Annotated in this window: 16 protein-coding genes; 9 read left to right on the top strand and 7 right to left on the bottom strand. The window is 60.2% G+C overall.

The window, feature by feature from the left end; genetic code table 11:
- The first annotated feature begins 83 nt into the window (after positions 1-83).
- The 6 genes from cpdA to BK659_RS03875 all read left to right on the top strand — a co-directional run bounded on the left by cpdA (position 84) and on the right by BK659_RS03875 (position 7900).
- On the top strand, positions 84-899 hold the full coding sequence (gene cpdA / locus BK659_RS03900; protein WP_123423808.1) for a 3',5'-cyclic-AMP phosphodiesterase: 816 nt from the start codon (positions 84-86) through the stop codon (positions 897-899).
- Between the two features lie 234 nt (positions 900-1133).
- The gene (locus BK659_RS03895; protein WP_123423807.1) at positions 1134-1742 is read left to right on the top strand and encodes a YqiA/YcfP family alpha/beta fold hydrolase; all 609 of its coding nucleotides are present in this window, start codon (positions 1134-1136) and stop codon (positions 1740-1742) included.
- A gap of 42 nt (positions 1743-1784) precedes the next feature.
- A complete protein-coding gene (parE, locus tag BK659_RS03890) occupies positions 1785-3689 on the top strand; it encodes a DNA topoisomerase IV subunit B (RefSeq protein ID WP_123423806.1) in 1905 nt (634 codons plus the stop codon).
- A complete protein-coding gene (locus BK659_RS03885; RefSeq protein WP_123423805.1) occupies positions 3689-4672 on the top strand; it encodes an esterase-like activity of phytase family protein in 984 nt (327 codons plus the stop codon). Before parE ends, BK659_RS03885 begins: the two co-directional genes overlap by 1 nt.
- A 78-nt stretch (positions 4673-4750) precedes the next feature.
- On the top strand, positions 4751-7015 hold the full coding sequence (gene parC, locus BK659_RS03880) for a DNA topoisomerase IV subunit A (protein WP_123423804.1): 2265 nt from the start codon (positions 4751-4753) through the stop codon (positions 7013-7015).
- A 177-nt stretch (positions 7016-7192) separates the two neighbouring features.
- Positions 7193-7900, top strand: a complete 708-nt coding sequence (locus BK659_RS03875; RefSeq protein WP_123423803.1) for a PqiC family protein — start codon at positions 7193-7195, stop codon at positions 7898-7900.
- 271 nt (positions 7901-8171) lie between these two features.
- On the opposite strand, the gene BK659_RS03870 is transcribed toward BK659_RS03875, so the two are convergent.
- Complete coding sequence (locus BK659_RS03870) at positions 8172-9704, bottom strand: AhpA/YtjB family protein (RefSeq protein ID WP_123423802.1); 1533 nt, start codon at positions 9702-9704, stop codon at positions 8172-8174.
- 133 nt (positions 9705-9837) lie between these two features.
- On the opposite strand from BK659_RS03870, the gene serB reads away from it, so the two are divergent.
- Positions 9838-11052, top strand: coding sequence for a phosphoserine phosphatase SerB (gene serB, locus BK659_RS03865; RefSeq protein ID WP_019691491.1), 1215 nt, complete (start codon positions 9838-9840; stop codon positions 11050-11052).
- Between the two features lie 151 nt (positions 11053-11203).
- Here serB and asd read toward each other — a convergent pair whose 3' ends face one another.
- The 3 genes from asd to BK659_RS03850 are packed head-to-tail and all read right to left on the bottom strand — an operon-like array spanning position 11204 to position 14480.
- A complete protein-coding gene (asd, locus tag BK659_RS03860) occupies positions 11204-12064 on the bottom strand; it encodes an archaetidylserine decarboxylase (protein WP_123423801.1) in 861 nt (286 codons plus the stop codon).
- A gap of 9 nt (positions 12065-12073) precedes the next feature.
- Positions 12074-12898 carry a rhodanese-like domain-containing protein gene (locus BK659_RS03855; protein ID WP_123423800.1) on the bottom strand — a complete coding sequence of 275 codons (825 nt, stop codon included), beginning with the start codon at positions 12896-12898 and terminating at the stop codon, positions 12074-12076.
- 43 nt (positions 12899-12941) lie between these two features.
- The gene (locus BK659_RS03850) at positions 12942-14480 is read right to left on the bottom strand and encodes an HDOD domain-containing protein (protein WP_123423799.1); all 1539 of its coding nucleotides are present in this window, start codon (positions 14478-14480) and stop codon (positions 12942-12944) included.
- Positions 14481-14645: 165 nt separating this feature from the next.
- Here BK659_RS03850 and motA point away from each other — a divergent pair, with 165 nt between their 5' ends.
- Positions 14646-15497, top strand: coding sequence for a flagellar motor stator protein MotA (motA, locus tag BK659_RS03845; protein ID WP_123423798.1), 852 nt, complete (start codon positions 14646-14648; stop codon positions 15495-15497).
- Positions 15498-15500: 3 nt separating this feature from the next.
- Complete coding sequence (gene motB, locus BK659_RS03840) at positions 15501-16541, top strand: flagellar motor protein MotB (protein ID WP_123423797.1); 1041 nt, start codon at positions 15501-15503, stop codon at positions 16539-16541.
- 61 nt (positions 16542-16602) lie between these two features.
- Here the strand turns inward: motB and BK659_RS03835 are convergent, their stop codons facing one another.
- The 3 genes from BK659_RS03835 to BK659_RS03825 are packed head-to-tail and all read right to left on the bottom strand — an operon-like array spanning position 16603 to position 18458.
- On the bottom strand, positions 16603-17088 hold the full coding sequence (locus BK659_RS03835; RefSeq protein WP_123423796.1) for a toll/interleukin-1 receptor domain-containing protein: 486 nt from the start codon (positions 17086-17088) through the stop codon (positions 16603-16605).
- Complete coding sequence (locus tag BK659_RS03830; RefSeq protein ID WP_123423795.1) at positions 17088-18047, bottom strand: caspase family protein; 960 nt, start codon at positions 18045-18047, stop codon at positions 17088-17090. Before BK659_RS03830 ends, BK659_RS03835 begins: the two co-directional genes overlap by 1 nt.
- A 3-nt stretch (positions 18048-18050) precedes the next feature.
- A complete protein-coding gene (locus BK659_RS03825; RefSeq protein WP_123423794.1) occupies positions 18051-18458 on the bottom strand; it encodes a TIR domain-containing protein in 408 nt (135 codons plus the stop codon).
- Between the last annotated feature and the right edge of the window lie 151 nt (positions 18459-18609).

Here is an 18609-nt window from a genome sequence, read left to right as displayed (position 1 = left end):
GTTCACGGGTTTCCTCTTTTCAATTTCCCCCAGCATAATTGCGCCATTCATCCATATTCGTGATCACGCCTTGGGAGAACGCCTTGCCGAGCGTATCCACTCTGACCGCCAACGACCCCGTTCTGCTGGTGCAGCTGACTGACAGTCATCTGTTCGCCGAGGCGGATGGGACGTTGCTGGGCATGAAAACCCGCGACAGCCTGCAAAAGGTTATCGAGTTGGTGCTGGCGCAGCAGCCGCATATCGACCTGATGATCGCCAGCGGTGACCTGTCCCAGGACGGCACGCTCGAGTCGTATCAGCAGTTTCGTGAAATGACCCGGCAGATCGATGCGCCCGCGCGCTGGATTCCGGGTAACCACGATGAGCCGCAGATCATGGCCCAGGCGGCGGTCCAGAGTCAGCTGTTTACGCCTGTGGTGGACATTGGTAACTGGCGGGTCACATTGCTGGATTCGGCGGTGCCCGGCTCGGTGCCGGGGTATTTGCAGGATGATCAGTTGCAATTGCTCGCCCGCGCCCTGAGCGAAGCGCCCGAGCGCCATCATCTGGTGTGCTTCCACCATCATCCGGTGTCCATTGGTTGTGCCTGGATGGAGCCGATTGGCCTGCGCAACCCGGAAGCCTTGTTTGCCGTGCTCGATCGTTTCCCACAGGTCCGGGCGGTGCTCTGGGGGCATGTGCATCAGGAAATCGATCAATTACGCAACGGCGTGCGGCTGCTTGCTTCGCCGTCGACCTGCATCCAGTTCGAGCCTGGCAGTGTGGATTTCAAGGTCGATACCCTGGCGCCAGGCTATCGCTGGCTGCGGTTACTGCCGGACGGACGGCTGGAAACCGGGGTCGAGCGCGTGACCGGGTTCGAGTTTCAGGTCGATTACGGTTCCAACGGCTACTGAGATTTTTGTGGTTCCGGGAAACCGAGTTGCGGCCATCGCGAGCAAGCTCGCTCCCACAGTGGATCTGCGGTGAGCACACCATTTGTGAACACCCGAGATCAATGTGGGAGCAGCCGGTCGACGCTCGATTGCTCGCGATGGCGTCCTCAAAGAGGACCTGATTTCTGTGGATGTCCCCGATCCGCTCTACTCCCTGTAAACTGCGGCTCTTTGCCCGTCGCACAGGGAGCTCGCATGTCTGGTTCGATCCTCTATATCCACGGTTTCAACAGCGCACCGTCGTCGAAAAAGGCCTGTCAGCTGGTCGGCGTGATGGATCGTCTGGGTCTGAGTGACCAGTTGCTGGTGCCGGCCTTGCATCACCATCCGCGCGAGGCCATCGGTCAGCTGGAACAGGCGATTGCCACACTGGGACGGCCACTGCTGGTCGGCAGCTCCCTCGGCGGCTACTATGCCACTCACCTTGCCGAGCGCCATGGCCTCAAGGCCCTGTTGATCAACCCTGCCGTCAGCCCGCATCGGATGTTCGACGGATACCTGGGCACGCAGAAAAACCTGTATACCGAAGAGACCTGGGAATTGACCCACGACCATGTGACGGCCCTGGCCGAGCTGGAAGTGTCGGCGCCCCAGGACCCGCAGCGGTATCAGGTGTGGTTGCAAACCGGGGACGAAACGCTGGACTATCGCCTCGCCCAACAGTATTACCGAGCCTGCGCCTTGCGCATCCAGGCCGGTGGCGACCATAGTTTCCAGGGATTCGCCGGGCAATTGCCGGCCCTGTTGAGTTTTGCCGGCTATGGCTGCGATGTGTACCAGGCGATCGATTTCACTGCACTGTGAACCCTCGCCCCTATTTTCATGAACGACTGACGACGAGACCCCATGGCCACTCCCAGCGCTAGCTCTTATAACGCAGACGCCATCGAAGTCCTCTCGGGCCTCGACCCGGTGCGCAAACGCCCCGGCATGTACACCGACACCAGTCGGCCGAACCACCTCGCCCAGGAAGTCATCGACAACAGTGTCGACGAAGCCTTGGCCGGACATGCGACATCGGTGCAGGTCATCCTCCACGCCGACCACTCTCTGGAAGTCAGCGATGACGGCCGTGGCATGCCGGTGGATATTCACCCCGAAGAGGGCGTCTCGGGCGTCGAGCTGATCCTCACCAAGCTGCACGCCGGCGGCAAGTTCTCCAACAAGAACTACCAGTTCTCCGGCGGTTTGCACGGGGTGGGTATTTCGGTGGTCAACGCCCTGTCGACTCAGGTCCGGGTGCGCGTCAAACGCGATGGCAACGAGTACCAGATGACCTTCGCCGATGGCTACAAGGCCACCGATCTGGAAGTGGTCGGCACCGTTGGCAAGCGCAACACCGGGACCAGCGTGTACTTCGCGCCGGACCCGAAATACTTCGATTCACCGAAATTCTCCATCAGCCGCCTCAAGCACGTACTCAAGGCCAAGGCCGTATTGTGTCCGGGGCTGCTGGTCAGTTTTGAAGACAAGGCCACCGGCGAAAAAGTCGAATGGCATTACGAAGACGGTCTGCGTTCCTACCTGGTAGACGCGGTCAGCGAATTCGAACGCCTGCCCGACGAACCCTTCTGCGGCAGCCTGGCCGGTAATAAAGAAGCGGTCGACTGGGCGCTGCTGTGGCTGCCTGAAGGTGGCGACAGCGTGCAGGAAAGCTACGTCAACCTGATCCCGACGGCCCAGGGCGGTACTCATGTCAACGGTCTGCGTCAGGGCTTGCTCGACGCGATGCGCGAGTTCTGCGAGTTCCGCAGCCTGCTGCCGCGTGGCGTGAAGCTGGCGCCGGAAGACGTCTGGGAACGTATTGCTTTCGTCCTCTCGATGAAAATGCAGGAGCCACAATTTTCCGGCCAGACCAAAGAGCGTTTGTCGTCTCGCGAGGCGGCGGCGTTTGTTTCCGGTGTGGTCAAGGACGCCTTCAGCCTGTGGCTCAACGCCAACCCCGAAACGGGCATGCTGCTGGCAGAGTTGGCGATCAACAACGCCGGCCGTCGTTTGAAGGCCAGCAAAAAAGTCGAGCGTAAACGCATCACCCAAGGTCCGGCCTTGCCGGGCAAACTCGCCGATTGCGCCGGGCAGGACCCGATGCGTTCCGAGCTGTTCCTGGTGGAAGGTGATTCCGCTGGCGGTTCGGCCAAGCAAGCGCGGGACAAAGAGTTTCAGGCGATCCTGCCGTTACGCGGGAAGATTCTGAACACCTGGGAAGTCGACGGCAGCGAAGTGCTGGCCAGCCAGGAAGTGCACAACATTGCCGTGGCCATTGGTGTCGACCCGGGCGCTGCGGACATGAGCCAGCTGCGTTACGGCAAGATCTGCATCCTCGCCGACGCCGACTCCGACGGTCTGCACATCGCGACCTTGCTGTGCGCGTTGTTCGTCCAGCATTTCCGCCCGTTGGTGGACGCCGGTCACGTCTACGTGGCGATGCCACCGTTGTACCGTATTGACCTCGGCAAAGAGATTTACTACGCCCTCGACGAAGCCGAGCGCGATGGCATTCTCGATCGCCTGGTGGCCGAGAAGAAACGCGGCAAGCCGCAGGTCACCCGATTCAAGGGGCTGGGTGAAATGAATCCGCCGCAACTGCGTGAAACCACCATGGACCCGAACACTCGGCGTCTGGTGCAACTGACGCTGGATGATTTCGAAGCCACGTCGGAAATGATGGACATGCTGCTCGCGAAAAAACGCGCTGGCGACCGCAAGTCCTGGCTGGAGTCCAAAGGTAACCTGGCCGAGGTTCTGGCCTGATGCGGAGCGGTTTCGCCCTCGCGTTGCTGCTGTTGGCGTCCACCGTTGCGGCAGAACCAGCGCCTGAACTGACGCTGGTATCCGAGCACGCGGTGGACGGCATGCGCGGTGGCAATCTGTCGGGGTTGGCGTTGTGCGGTAAAGACCTGTGGACGGTTTCCGATCGTGACGATGACCAGATCTATCGGCTCGACACCAGCGAGAACGTCTGGCAGGCCGAAACCGTGCGTATCGATGTGCCGCCAGTGCCTGACAGCGGGTTGCCCTGGGGGCTGAAATCGCGCACCTGGGCGGCATCGTTCGTGCGCGGTGGAAGTCTGGATTTCGAGGGGATCACCTGCGACAAGGCCGGTAACCGCTACATCGTCAGTGAAGCCCATGCTGCGGTACTGCAAGTGCCGTTACAGGGGCCTGCCTCGTGGCTGAAAATTTCACCGATCATGGTCCGCGAGGCGCGAGCCAGTGGCATGTTGCTGCACTTCAATGCGCTGTTCGAAGGGCTGGCCATCAATCCGGAAGGTGATCGGTTATGGTTGGCGGCCGAGCGCGAGCGACGCGGACTGCTGCTGCTCAAGCGTCAGCAGACCGTCTGGGATTGTGACGGTAGCTGCGTGCTGTTGAGCGAAGCCGGCCGGGAAATGCAGCCCGCGCAGTTTCCCAAGGCCAAGCCGGTGTCCAGAGACTTTGCCGACCTGGCACTGTTCAACGGCAAACTCTTCACGCTGGAGCGCAATGTTTTTCAACTCTGCCGTCGCGATGTGCTGAGTGCCAAGGTCGAGCGATGCTGGTCATTCGCGGCTGAAGCGTTGCAGGAACATCGACGTTATTCACAACCTTACGGTCTGGCCGAAGCACTGGTGGTCGATGCCGATGGCGCCTGGATCGGCATCGACAACAACAACGGTGCTCGTGCCGACGGCGAAGCCCGGCCGATTGTCTGGCGCTTTGCTGCGCCGCAAGGTGGCTGGAGCGCCAAGCCATGAACGTCCTGAAAAAACTTGAATTTACCCAGCGCGGTGGCACCTTGCCGCTGCGCCAGACAACGAAATGATGAGGCCCGCATGAGCGACTCCCTGGATCTCAGCCTGGACGGCGTTGAACGCCGCTCACTGGCCGACTTCACCGAAAATGCCTACCTCAACTACTCCATGTACGTGATCATGGACCGTGCCTTGCCGCACATCGGCGACGGCCTGAAGCCTGTACAGCGGCGTATCATCTACGCCATGAGCGAGTTGGGGCTGGACGCTGACTCCAAGCACAAGAAATCCGCGCGTACGGTCGGTGACGTGCTCGGCAAGTTCCACCCTCACGGCGATTCGGCGTGCTATGAAGCCATGGTGCTGATGGCCCAGCCGTTCAGCTACCGCTACACGCTGGTAGACGGGCAGGGTAACTGGGGTGCGCCGGATGATCCGAAATCCTTCGCCGCCATGCGTTACACCGAAGCGCGCCTGTCGCGTTATTCCGAAGTGCTGCTCAGCGAACTGGGCCAGGGCACGGCGGATTGGGGTCCGAACTTCGACGGCACCCTCGACGAACCGCTGGTTTTGCCGGCACGTTTGCCGAATATCCTGCTCAACGGCACCACCGGCATCGCCGTGGGCATGGCCACCGACGTTCCGCCGCACAACCTGCGGGAAGTCGCCACGGCCTGCGTGCGTTTGCTCGATGAGCCCAAAGCCACGGTCGAGCAGCTCTGTGAACACATCCAGGGCCCGGATTATCCGACCGAAGCGGAAATCATCACGCCGCGCGCCGACCTGCTGAAAATCTACGAAACCGGTCGCGGTTCGGTGCGCATGCGTGCCGTGTACCACATCGAAGACGGCGACATTATCGTCACTTCGCTGCCGCATCAGGTCTCCGGGGCCAAAGTGCTGGAACAGATTGCCGCGATGATGCAGGCCAAACCGTCCAAGGCCCCGCAAGTAGCGGACCTGCGCGATGAGTCGGACCACGAGAACCCGTGCCGTATCGTGATCATTCCGGTCAATAGCCGGGTCGATCATGAAGCGTTGATGCAGCACCTGTTCGCCAGCACCGAGCTGGAGTCGAGCTACCGGGTCAACATCAACATCATCGGCCTGGACGGCAAACCGCAGTTGAAGAACCTGCGGGCGTTGTTGGTGGAATGGCTGGAGTTCCGGGTTAATACCGTACGCCGCCGCCTGCAATTCCGTCTGGACAAGGTCGAGCGTCGCCTGCACCTGTTGGACGGTTTGCTGATCGCCTACCTCAACCTGGATGAAGTGATCCACATCATCCGAACCGAGGAGCACCCGAAAGCCAAGCTGATCGAGCGCTTCGCCCTGAGCGAAATCCAGGCCGACTACATTCTCGACACCCGCCTGCGTCAGTTGGCGCGACTCGAAGAAATGAAGCTGCGCGACGAGCAGGATGAACTGCTCAAAGAACAAGCCAAGCTGCAAGCCTTGCTGGGCAGCGAAACCAAGCTGAAGAAGCTGGTGCGCAGCGAGCTGATCAAAGACGCCGAAACCTATGGCGACGACCGTCGCTCGCCGATTGTCGAACGTGCCGAAGCCAAGGCTTTGACCGAACACGATCTGCTGCCGAACGAAAAAGTCACCGTGGTGCTGTCCGAGAAAGGCTGGGTGCGTTCGGCCAAGGGCCACGACATCGATGCCACCGGGCTTTCCTACAAGGCCGGGGACGGCTTCAAAACGGCGGCCGCCGGTCGTTCCAACCAGTTTGCGGTGTTTATCGATTCCACCGGCCGCAGTTATTCGGTGCCGGCGCATACGTTGCCATCGGCCCGTGGCCAGGGCGAACCGTTGACTGGTCGCCTGACACCGCCGCCTGGCGCGACCTTCGAATGCGTATTGATGCCTGAAGACGATGGGCTGTACGTCATCGCCTCGGACGCCGGTTACGGTTTTGTGGTCAAGGGTGAAGACCTGCAAGCCAAGAACAAGGCCGGCAAGGCACTGTTGAGCCTGCCAAACAACGCCAAGGTGATCCTGCCGCGTCCGGTGACCGACCGTGAGCAGAACTGGTTGGCTTCGGTGACCACCGAAGGTCGCCTGCTGATCTTCAAAATCAGCGACCTGCCGCAGCTGGGCAAGGGCAAAGGCAACAAGATCATCGGTATCTCCGGCGAACGTGTAGCCAGTCGCGAGGAATATGTCACCGACATCGCGGTATTGCCGGAAGGCGCGACCCTGGTCTTGCAGGCTGGCAAGCGCACGCTGTCGCTCAAGGCAGACGACCTCGAACACTACAAAGGTGAGCGCGGACGCCGTGGCAACAAGCTGCCGCGGGGCTTTCAGCGTGTCGATGCACTATTGGTAGAAACTCTCAATTAAGCGGTCTAGAGCGCTCGATCTACGATTTAACCCGTAGATCGATGCTTTCGTACTGGAGTCGGAAGCCATATTCACGGATGATATGGCCTTTCAAGCGCGGGCGTGGTCCTGCGTTCTTCATATTGATTGAGTATTTTTCACTGTGACGGGCCTGTTGGCCGTCACTTGGATGGGATGATGACTGTTCTGCGCCTTCCTCTAATTTTGTTGCTCGCTGGCGTTTTTAGCCTGGCGGGTTGCAGCGTTCACCAGCCGGTGTCGCTGTATCAGCTGGACAGCGGAAGTCCGGCTCAGCCTGCGCAAAGCGCGGGCATGGCAGTTTTGTTGGGTCCGGTATCGATCGCCGACTACCTGCAACGTGAAACCCTGTTGCAGCGCCAGCCGGATGGCAGCCTGCAAGCGTCCATCGACGGTCGTTGGGCGGGCAGCCTGTCTTCGGACATCAATCAGCTTTTATTGCGTCAGGTGGCCGGTCATCTGGACAGCCAGCGCGTAGTTCTGGCGCCGGCGACCCTGGGTTTCACCCCGGATGTACAGGTTTTGCTGTCGATCACTCGCCTGGATTCGGGGGAGTCGCAACCGGCGATCCTCGATGCCCAGTGGCGCTTGATTGACCGTCGCGGCCAGGTGCGTGACAACCGCATCGTTCATCTGCAAGAGCAACATGCGAGTGGCACGGCGGCTCAGGTACAGGCCCAGGGCATATTGCTGCAACGCTTGGCCGAGCAACTGTCGGCCGCGCTCAAGCCGCTGGCCAATCAGCCACCGGTTGTCGACGTACCGCATAAACCGGCACCTAAGCCTGTGGCGCCGGCCGGGCCGGAAAAGCCGAAGATGCCGATGGCTTCACCGATTCGCACGGACATGGAAGTGTTCAGGTTCTAAGGTGATTGCTGTAAAGACAAGGCCCGCGTTGATGCGGGCTTTGTTGTTTCTGCAGGTTGGAGTTCTCTGGTGCTGCCCTCGGCCTCATCGCGAGCAAGCTCGCTCCCACAGGTGATCTTCAGTGGACGCCGTTTTTGTGTACGGCCGTATCCACTGTGGGAGCGAGCTTGCTCGCGATGAGGCCGGAACAGGCAACAAAAAGCCCGCAGGCGATCACTCGTCTGCGGGCTTCGTTGTTTAAAGGCTGAAAGATCGCAGCCTGCGGCAGCTCCTACGCGCGTGTCTCATGCATGCGTGCCAGTTGCCGCTCCAGCATCGATGGATAAGGCTCCATCAGCCGCTCGACGCAGCAAGCACCTTCCGGGCTGGCAATCGGGCGGATCCGCGCACGTTGGCGGATCAGTACGTCGTCGCTGATCTTGCGTTCCACCAGCAGCAGATTGCGGCTGTGCTGGGACAGGGCCAAGGCGTCCTGAGCGGTTTCGGTCAGCAGCAGATCAATCTGGCTGAGGCCGAAGAGTCCATCGCCCAAGGTCAGACCCAACTGCAATTGCAGGGTGATGCCGCTGTCGGCGACTTCAATCTGCAGTTGATGGCCGAGCGCACGCAGCAACTCACCGCAGCAAATGGCGTTGGTCAGGTAGTCGTCACCGCTGTCTTCATTGTGGAACAGCATCAGCGTGCTGCCGTCGTTCAGGGTGTGCAGTTCGCTTTGATACAGCGATGCAGCCTGGTCCAGGCAATCGCGATAACGCTCCAGCAGTTCGGTCAGGCGCGCACGCGGCAGGCGACGCAGTTGATCCTGAGCACCCAGCTGCACCGCCAATACCGCGCTGTGCTGTGGTTGCGCCGGGGCTGTCGGCTTGAGTTGCGGTTTGGCAGCCGGCGCAACTTCAGCGGTGTCGCGAAGGTCGGCAAACGGATCTTCTTCGTCCAGGTCGTCTTCTTCAGCGCTGATCACATGCCGTGGCGCCGGTTTCAGGCCTGCCACCGGAGCGCTCTCATCGAAGCTCGGGTCGCGCAGGTTACGCACCTCGAAGCCAGGCTCGGCCTCTTCGGTGTCGTCGAAATCGTCGAATTCAGGCTCCGGCTCGGGTTCAGGCTCGACCTTTTCAGGCGCGAAACTGCTGTGGAGCTGGCGGGCCAGGTCACCGATTTCGTCCTGGCGCTGAGTCGCCGGGGTGTGTTCGTCAATGTCGCGCAGCCACACCCGCAATTGCAGCAGTGGTGTGGAGATGTGCCGACCCAGGCGCAGGCTCAAGGCCAGGGACAAGGCCAGCAGGATAGCGCTGAGAATGCCCATGCTTTGCAGGCTGATGGTCATCGGCTGCTGGAACTGTGCCATGTCGAGGCTGATCCGCAGCTGTCCGGCCGTCACGTCCTGAAAGGTGATCTTGCTCTCGTACATGCCTTCGGCTTCACCGAGCAAGCCGTGCTTGGGGCGCTGCCCGGCCTCGGCAAGAATCCGGTTGTCCACGCTATAAATAGCCGCGTGAGCCACCAACGGGTTCTTGGTCAGGTTGTTCAGCAACACGTTGAGGCTGAGGATGTCGTTGGACACCAACAGTTCGGTCGCTGACATCGCCGTCTGGGTGGTCAGGCTTTGGCCGAGGGCATCCGCTTGCTCGTGCATCGCCTGTTTGAACTGCAGACCCATCACGCAGGCGTAGATCACCAGGGCCAATGCGACCAGGATCACGTTATGGCTGGCAATGCGCAATGCAATCGGTACACGGCGATGGCGCAGTGCCCGGAAGATCAGCAGAAAGAAGTTATCGGTTTTGACTGGCGTAGGCCGGTTCACTGAGCTCGGCTCTTTTGTCCGTGAAGTTGAGGCGCAGTATAGCGACAGGCCCCAGACCGGCAAAGCGTTGGCTGTGCCCGATGGTCACTGAAAGTGGGTAGAATGCGGTTTTTTCCACTTGCGGGGGTGCGCCTTGCGCGAAATCGTCCTGATAAACATCACGGGAGTCGACCGTCCGGGTCTGACTGCGGCCATTACCGGTGTACTGGCCCAGGGTGGTGTGAACATTCTCGACATCGGTCAGGCGGTGATTCACGACACCTTGTCGTTCGGCATCCTGGTTGAAATTCCCGACACCGAACAAGGTTCGTCGGTACTCAAGGACATCCTGTTCAAGGCCTATGAGCTGGGGCAACAGGTGCGTTTCACGCCGGTGTCCGAAGAGGATTACCAGCAGTGGGTGGGTGCTCAGGGCAAAAAACGCCACATCGTGACCTTGCTGACCCGCAAAGTGACGGCCGAGCAGTTGCAGCGCGTGAGTTCGATCACCGCCAAGTACGGGTTGAACATCGACCACATCGACCGTTTGTCCGGGCGTATGCCGCTGGACACTCCGGCGGACAAGGGCAAGGGTTGCATCGAGTTCTCCGTGCGTGGCGAAGCGGCTGATCCGCAGGCCCTGCGTGCTGAATTCCTCAGCGTGGCCCAGGAACTGAACGTCGACATCGCTTTCCAGGAAGACTCGCTGTTCCGTCGCAACCGTCGTCTGGCGGTGTTCGACATGGACTCGACACTGATCGAAGCCGAAGTCATCGACGAACTGGCCAAGGCCGCCGGGGTGGGCGAGAAGGTTTCGGAAATTACCGAGCGGGCGATGGCCGGCGAACTGGATTTCCGCGCCAGCTTCAAGGAGCGCCTGGCCTTGCTCAAAGGGCTGGATGTCAGCGTGCTGGACTCGATCGGGGCGTCCCTGCGCCTGACCGAAGGCGCTGAAACGCTGTTCGCCGAACTCAAGCGACTGGGCTACAAGACGGCGATTCTGTCGGGTGGTTTCACCTACTTCGCCAAACAGCTGCAAGCCAAGCTGGGCATCGACTACGTGTTCGCCAACGAGCTGGAAGTGGTCGACGGTAAAGTGACCGGCGTGGCTGTCGAGCCGATCGTCGACGCACAGCGCAAAGCCGATTTGCTGCGTGAGCTGGCGCACAAGGAAGGCTTGCGTCTGGAACAGACCATCGCTGTCGGTGACGGTGCCAACGACTTGCCGATGCTGGCAATTGCAGGTCTGGGTGTGGCGTTCCGTGCCAAGCCGCTGGTCAAACAGTCGGCCAAGCAGGCAATTTCGACCCTGGGTCTGGATGGTGTGCTGTATCTGCTGGGTTTCCGGGACCGCGACGGTCAACTGTAATACCGCATGGCCTGAGTGAATGCAGGCCTTTGTGGGAGCGAGCTTGCTCGCGATACAGGCACCTCGGTCTATCTGATAAACCGAGGTGATGCTATCGCGAGCAAGCTCGCTCCCACATTTCCCATATTTCCCACATTGGATCTTGTACAGGTCAGGCTTTTGGTGAGCCCATGCCCTGGCCCATCATCACTGGCGAACCAGCCGCCAGCTCTTCAGCCCACTTCACTTGATCCGGGCCAAACAGTACGACCGCCGTCGAACCCAGCTTGAAGCGACCCAGCTCGGCACCTTTCTCCAGATGAATCGGCGCACGGGCAGCTTCGTCGTAGCGGAATGTTTTCAGTTCGCGCTTGGGTGGCGTCACCAGCCCGGCCCAGACGGTTTCGATCGAAGCAACGATCATCGCACCGACCAGTACCACAGCCATTGGCCCGCGCTCGGTGTCGAAGATGCACGCAACGCGTTCATTACGGGCAAACAGTTCCGGAACGTTTTCCGCGGTGGTCTGGTTGACCGAGAAGATCCGGCCCGGAATGTAGACCATTTCGCGCAGGGTGCCGGCCAGCGGCATGTGTACGCGGTGATAGTCTTTCGGCGACAGGTAAATAGTGGCGAAGTCGCCGCCCATGAACGGCGCAGCGTTTGCCGCGTCACCACCGAGCAATTCCAGCACGCTGAAACTGTGGCCCTTGGCCTGGAACACGCGGCCGTGTTCGATCGGGCCGAGCTGGCTGACGGCGCCGTCGGCCGGGCTGAGGATCGCGCCTGGAGTCTGGTCCAGCGGGCGCGCGCCGTCTTTCAAGGCGCGGGTGAAGAACGCGTTGAAGTGTTCGTAAGCGGTCAGGTCTTCGACCAGCGCTTGCGACATGTCGACCTGATAGCGTTTGGCGAACCAGGCGGTGAAGGCGTTCTTGAACCAGCGCACACGGCATTCGGCAATGCACCCGGCCAGACGCGACAGCAGGTGATGGGGTAGCAGGTATTGACTGAGGATGAACAAACGCTTTTTCATTAACTGTCCTTAAGAACCTTGAATCTCAACAGGCGTGTCGGGGTGGTTGCCCCATTCGCCCCAGGAGCCGGCGTAGCCTTTGACCCGCGGATAACCGAGCGCCTTGGCCACCAGATAGGTGAAGCCAGAGCGGTGGTGGGTCTGGCAGTGGGTAATCACTTCTTTGTCTTTGCTGATCCCGAGTTGTTCGAGGATCTGCGGCATGTCGCTGCGGATGCGCAAGTTGCGCGTCTTGTCCATGCCCGCGGTCCATTCGAAATTGACTGCACCGGGGATGTGTCCGCCCTTGGCGGCGAGGACTTTCTCGCCGGAATATTCCAGCGGCCCGCGTGCGTCCCAGATCGCCAGATCGGCAGCACCAAGACGGCTTTGCAGGTATTCGCGGGTAGCCGTAGGTTCGTCGTGCAGGGTTAGCGCAACCGGGCCGCCGACGGCCGCTGGCACTTCGGTAGACACCGGCAGACCTTCCGCCAGCCAGGCCAGCAGTCCGCCGTCCACGTAGTGATATTTATTGTGGCCGATGACATCCAGCAACCAGATGAAACGTCCGGCCCAACCACCGCCTTCGTCGTCGTAGACCACGTAGACCGCGTCCGGGTTATGCCCCAGTTCGCCGAACAGGGCTTCAAGCGCAGCCTGTGGCGGCAGCAGGCCCGGCGCCGGCGCATGACCCAATTGAGTACGTTTGGGGTCGACGAAGCGTGCGCCGGGAATGTGGCCTTCGGCGTAGCGGGCGCTGCTGGTCAGGTCGACCAGAATCAGTTCGCGAGCATCGAGACGGGCGAGCAGGTCGCTCGGTTCGATCACCAGCGACAAGCCAGAGAAGTCAGACATGTGAGGTCTCCAGAGCACAAAGGGGAGGATTGTAGCGCAACGGCTACTGGCCGCGGTTGCTAAAGCTGTGCAGGGCTTTTTCGATGCACTGTGCGGTTTTGCCGAAGGCTTGCACGGTGATTTCCGAAAATGGCCCGCCGCCCTGGTCCGCCACGACCAGCATGATGACCCGGCCATTATTGACCAGGGAGCGCAGCAGCAGGTGCTCACCGCCGAACAGCGCGCGCAGGCTGGCGGGCAGCAGGGCCGAAAATTGCGCGTTGTTGGTCGGGGTCAGACGCACCTGGGCCTGTTGTGAGAGCAAGCGTTGCAGCACGGCACTCTGGCTGACCAACAGATTCAGCGTGGCCGCTTCTTTAGGCAGGCCGTGAATCTGGTGCACGCGCAATTGGCTGTGTGTGCGATCAGCCATCAGAATCATCACCCGACGCATGCCGCAGGCAGCCAGCGCGTCCCGGGCGGAGGTGGTCAGGTGCATGGCGTTGGTAAAGCGGCTCGGCTCCGCCAGCAGTTCTGCACATTGTTTGCGCCACTTTGTCAGGTCTTCGGCGGTGGGGGCTGGCGCCGGAAGCTGGCCGTGATGAAGGCGCCGCTCGTCCCACGGCCAGAGCAATGCTCCGGCCGGATGCCAGAGGTCTGGCATGGCATGGTTGCGAGCGCTGAGCGCGGCTTGCTGGTGCAGTTGCTGCTGGACCTCGTCCATTGGCATTTGCAGGTAGAGACTGGTCAGAAGCTGCCAGCGCAGGCAGTGAGGACTGCTCCAGGCTTGCTGTGACGATAACGCCAGACCATTGGCCAGCAACACTGTATTGGCCGGTTGGTTGAGCCAGCGACGCAGGGTCGGGTCGTCGTCGAGGCGGTTTTGCTGGCGCAGCGGGTGATCGGCGTCGCGGGCGATGTGCAGGACTTTCGCCAGCTCGCGTTGTTCATCCTGTAGCAGTCGATAGCCTTGCCCGACCCAGATCGGCAGGCGCCAGACTTCCACCAGTGCCTGGCCGAGATCCAGCAGGCGCACGCCGAACAACTCTTGTTCGACCTTGCTCGCGGGCTCGCCCTTGTGCAGAACCCGCAGTTCCCAGTCTTCCAGCAGCTGCGGGAAGGTTAATGCCAGTGGCCAGAACGGCGAGAGAAACAGCAGGCTGCCCCAGTGGATGTCCTGCCAGAGCCGCGCCAGGCGGCTGGCAAAAAAGCCGTTGGCCTGTTGGGTCGCGTGCTGGCTGATCAATTGCAGTTGGCGCAGGGCCGGCGGGATTTCGTTCTGGGGCAGGGCAGGCAGACGTGCGAGCAGTTCTTCGGTGCGCTTGAGACCGAGGCGATTGATCGCCACCTCCAGGTTCTCGCTGGGCTCGCTCATGCTGCCATGGGTGTGGCGATTGGCTTCGCGAATGACGCTGAGGGCCAGGGCCGGGCTGCCCTGCATCAACTCGGCAATATCGCGCAACGAGCTGCGATTGTCGGCGATAGCCTTGCAAACGCGGTCATGACTGGCTTGCGGCACGGGCAAAACCACGCGATCGAGCAGCTTGACCCAGCCTTCGAGTGTGGTCGGTTTAGCAGTTGGAACGGTCGTTTCGTTAGCCATGGTTGGGCGCGATCATCGTCTGCATTAAACACGCCCGGAGCGGGCCAAATTGGCTTTTCGCCTTAACTGGCTATAGTCTGGCGCAGTTTTGCCGATAAGTAGAAGAAGAGATTTTTTAACTTCCGAATATGACCTTGAACCCGACTCAGTAAGTACCTTCTACCTATGGCTAAAATTATCGGCATCATCGTCGTATTCGCGAGCGTGCTCGGCGGATACGTGCTTTCCCACGGCAAGATTGCCGCCCTGATTCAGCCGTTCGAGGTGATGATCATTGGCGGTGCGGCGCTGGGCGCGTTCCTTCAGGCCAACCCCGGTCACATGACGATGCACGTGCTCAAGAAGTCCTTGGGCATGTTCAGTTCGCGTTTCAATCACACCTTCTATCTGGAGGTGCTGGGCCTGATCTACGAGATCCTCAACAAGAGCCGTCGCGAAGGCATGATGGCGATTGAAGGCGATATCGAAGACGCCGCTGCCAGCCCGATTTTTGCCAAGTACCCGGCGGTCCTCAAGGATGACCGCATGACCGCGTTCATCTGCGATTACTTGCGCATCATGTCGTCCGGCAACATGGCGCCGCATGAACTTGAAGGCCTGTTCGACATGGAACTGTTCAGCCTCAAGGAAGACCTCGAGCACCCATCCCACGCGGTCAACGGTATCGCCGATGCCATGCCCGGCTTCGGTATCGTCGCGGCGGTACTGGGTATCGTGGTGACCATGGCCTCGCTGGGTGAAGGCGACCAGAAATCCATCGGTCTGCACGTCGGTGCCGCACTGGTCGGTACCTTCTTCGGTATTCTCGCGGCTTACGGTTTCTTTGGTCCGCTGGCGCACTCCCTGGCTCACGATGCCAAGGAAGAGCTGAACGTTTACGAGGCCATCAAGGCGTCGTTGGTGGCTTCGGCTTCCGGTATGCCGCCATCGCTGGCCGTAGAGTTCGGGCGCAAGGTGCTGTACCCGGCGCACCGTCCGAGTTTTGCCGAGCTGGAACAAGCGGTTCGCGGTCGTTAAGTCATGGAGAATAATCAGCCGATAATCATCAAGCGCGTCAAGCGCATTGCTGGCGGGCATCACGGGGGCGCGTGGAAAATCGCCTTCGCTGACTTCGCGACGGCGATGATGGCGTTCTTCCTGGTGTTGTGGCTGTTATCCACCGCCACGCCGGAACAGAAGATCGCCATTGCCGGTTACTTCAAGGACCCGATCGGCTTCTCTGAAAGCGGTACGCCGTACATCATCGATCTCGGCGGCTCGCCGGAGCTGGCGCCGGACAAAACCCTCAACCCCGAGGTCAAGTCCCAGCCGCAGCCGGACAAGGTGACGGTCGATACCGAGCAGGTTGAAGGCATGGCCGAGCAGGTCGAGCAGGAGCGGCTTGAGTTGTTGCTGCAAGAGCTGGAGAAAAAGGTCGACGAGAACCCGCAGTTGCAGAAGTTCAAGGACCAGATTCTTTTCGACATAACCCCGGAAGGCTTGCGCATCCAGATCATCGATTCCGAAAAACGTCCGATGTTCGACTCCGGCAGTGCGCGCTTGAAGCCGTACTTCGAAGACATCCTGCTGGCCATGGCTGACACCATCAAAGCGGTGCCGAACAAAATCAGTATCAGCGGTCACACCGATGCCAAACCGTATGCGGGCACCGGTGATTTCGGCAACTGGGAGCTGTCGGCCAACCGTGCCAACGCGGCTCGCCGTGCGCTGGTGGCGGGCAGCTATCCGGATCAGCAAGTGGCGCGGGTGGTGGGCTACGCTTCGTCGGTGTTGTTCGACCGCAAGAATCCGTTGAACCCGGTCAACCGCCGAATCGACATCGTCGTGCTGACCAAGAAGGCCCAGCGTGCCATCGAGGGTGAACAAGGGGCCGAGCCTGCGCCGACACCGGGGCAGGGTGCTCCGGGTGAGGTGCCTACCGTACCCGCCGATCCGAACGCCTTGCCGGCGGACAAGGAACCGCTGCCGGCGCATGAGCTTCGGGAACGCCTGAACCTGTTCGACGCTCCGGCACCGAAAGCAGGGGATCCGGCCCAGCCGGCTGAACCACCCAAGCAGTGACCCACAACAAGGCCGCGATGATCGCGGCCTTATTGTGTCCGGGCGGTCTATCGCCAGCGGGTCAGAAGCCGCGGCGAATTCTGTTTTTCAGTTTGTCGTGGAAGTGTTCGGCTTTCGTCCTGTAAGTACCGCGAAACGATTCGTTGGCCGAATCCAGTGTCATTGAGCGTAGGGACGCCGACTCATCCTTGTATTCATCGATGAAAAATTCGATGTCGTCGTCGTTGCTCAGTTTTGGCCATTTGTCGAGGTACATTGGCAGCGTGGTGTTGCCGGTCTTGAAGGAGCAGATCCGGCGATCGCTGATGGTTGCTTCGCCGATTTCGAAAGGGACCCACCAGGACTGCGCCGTTTTTTCGGAGACCACAGCGAGCAGGTGCGTGCACTCGGTAATGTTGCGGGTAATGACGTTGGTAATATCGTCAGTGGTCTGAGATTCGGCATCCAGTACGTCAAGGTAAGTCTTGATGCCGGCCAGTTTCAAGCGAGCGTTGATGAGCATGGCGCGCTCGCGGTCGGTATGGCGGTAGCTGATAAACACAGGCATCAGAAATGTCCCTTGATCGCGAGTTCACGGTAATAGGCGCCGAGGGCGGTGAGGCGGCAACCGGTGGAATGGATGGCGGCGTAGTACATGTGCTCGGCATCGACCGGTTCGATCAGGCTGTGGCGGTTGCACTTTTGCAGTTGGGCGAAGATGTCGCCATTGTCGGCATCGAATGCGGCCTCTGTGGGTTCGAAACTGGGGTCGAGAGGGAAGACAAAGCTCGCGTCGGGGAACCAGTCGGGTAGCTTGCGCAGTGTTTCCTCGGCGATCAGCGGTGCGACTTCGCGCAAGGCCACGAACTGCGACACATTGGTCTTGAAGACGGGGCGCTGCTCCCACGCGCCGAGAGCGTTATCGACAAACGAGTAGACGCTGCCGGGTGTGACCTTGCCCAGAACGTTGGCGGCTCCCCCGTGCAGCGCCTGTAGAAGCAGACCGGTAAATACGCCGTGGCCAGCGTTTTCCATTGCAGGCTCGTTTTTCTTGCAGGCCGTGAGGATGGTGACTCCCTCGCTCAGCCTGCTGGATCCGCCCTTCAAGCCACGAAGCTCTCCGGCCGCACCGGCTTCGCAACAGTCGAGGATGATGATCTTGTTTTCGATCTGCGTGGCGTTGTGGGCCCACTCCAGAATGTCGCTGATGCGCAGGCCTTCACCTGAGGGGTGATAGTCCTGTGGGATGAGCAGGCCTTCATCAATGTCCGTATTGAATTGGCCGTGCCCGGCGAAGTACAACAACGCGACATCGCATTTGCCGGAAAACAGACTTCGAATGTTTTCCTTGAGCGCCCCAAGGCTCAGATGCTCTTCCGCTGAAGTCAGAATCTTGTTGCTGAAGTTGGGTCGGCCGCTGGCATGGCGTTCCAGTAATGAAGCCATGGCTATCGCATCATTGTTGCAGCCGGACAAGGACGACACATGCGTGTAGTTATTGATCCCGATAAACAATCCCTTGCGCATCACTCACCCCGCCGCGTGCTTGTGAATGGTGCTGACAATGCTGTTGGTGTTCCACGCGCATTCGGCGTGGGCAGCCTCGCGCACCACAGCGCTAATCCGTTCGGCTCCGAAGGGCTTGATCGCAATGATCACTTTGCCCATGCGTTTGGCGATCTCGATTTCCTTGTTGATCCACTTGCTGTAAGTGGAATACATGCCCGCCATGATCAGTACTGCCGAACAGGGCCGGATCTGGTTTTCAATGGCTTCTACCAGCTGCTTATCGGTTCGCGCACCGATGATCGGGTCTTCCTGCGGGACGGAAAAATTCTTGAAGGCGAAGCTCGGATGAGCCTTCAGAAGCTTGACGAGGTTGTCGTGGGCATCTGAGTAGTTCCACGAATGGCTGATGAACAAATGAAAGGTTTGCATGGGGTGTCCCTCGGTTCGCACGCAGCGAACGGGTGCCCGCGCAGCCGGGTTGGCGGCACGAAGAGGGAGTGAATGTAGGGGAATAGATCAGGGCAACAAGGTGCCCGAAAACAAAGAGAAGAGTCCTTCTTTGGCGAGGCAAAAAGCCCTA

It is taken from the genome of Pseudomonas brassicacearum, from assembly GCF_003732225.1.
GTDB classification, from domain to species: Bacteria; Pseudomonadota; Gammaproteobacteria; order Pseudomonadales; family Pseudomonadaceae; genus Aquipseudomonas; species Aquipseudomonas brassicacearum_E.
Note: the sequence above shows the minus strand (reverse complement) of the source record. Positions and strands in the feature narration are given on the sequence as shown.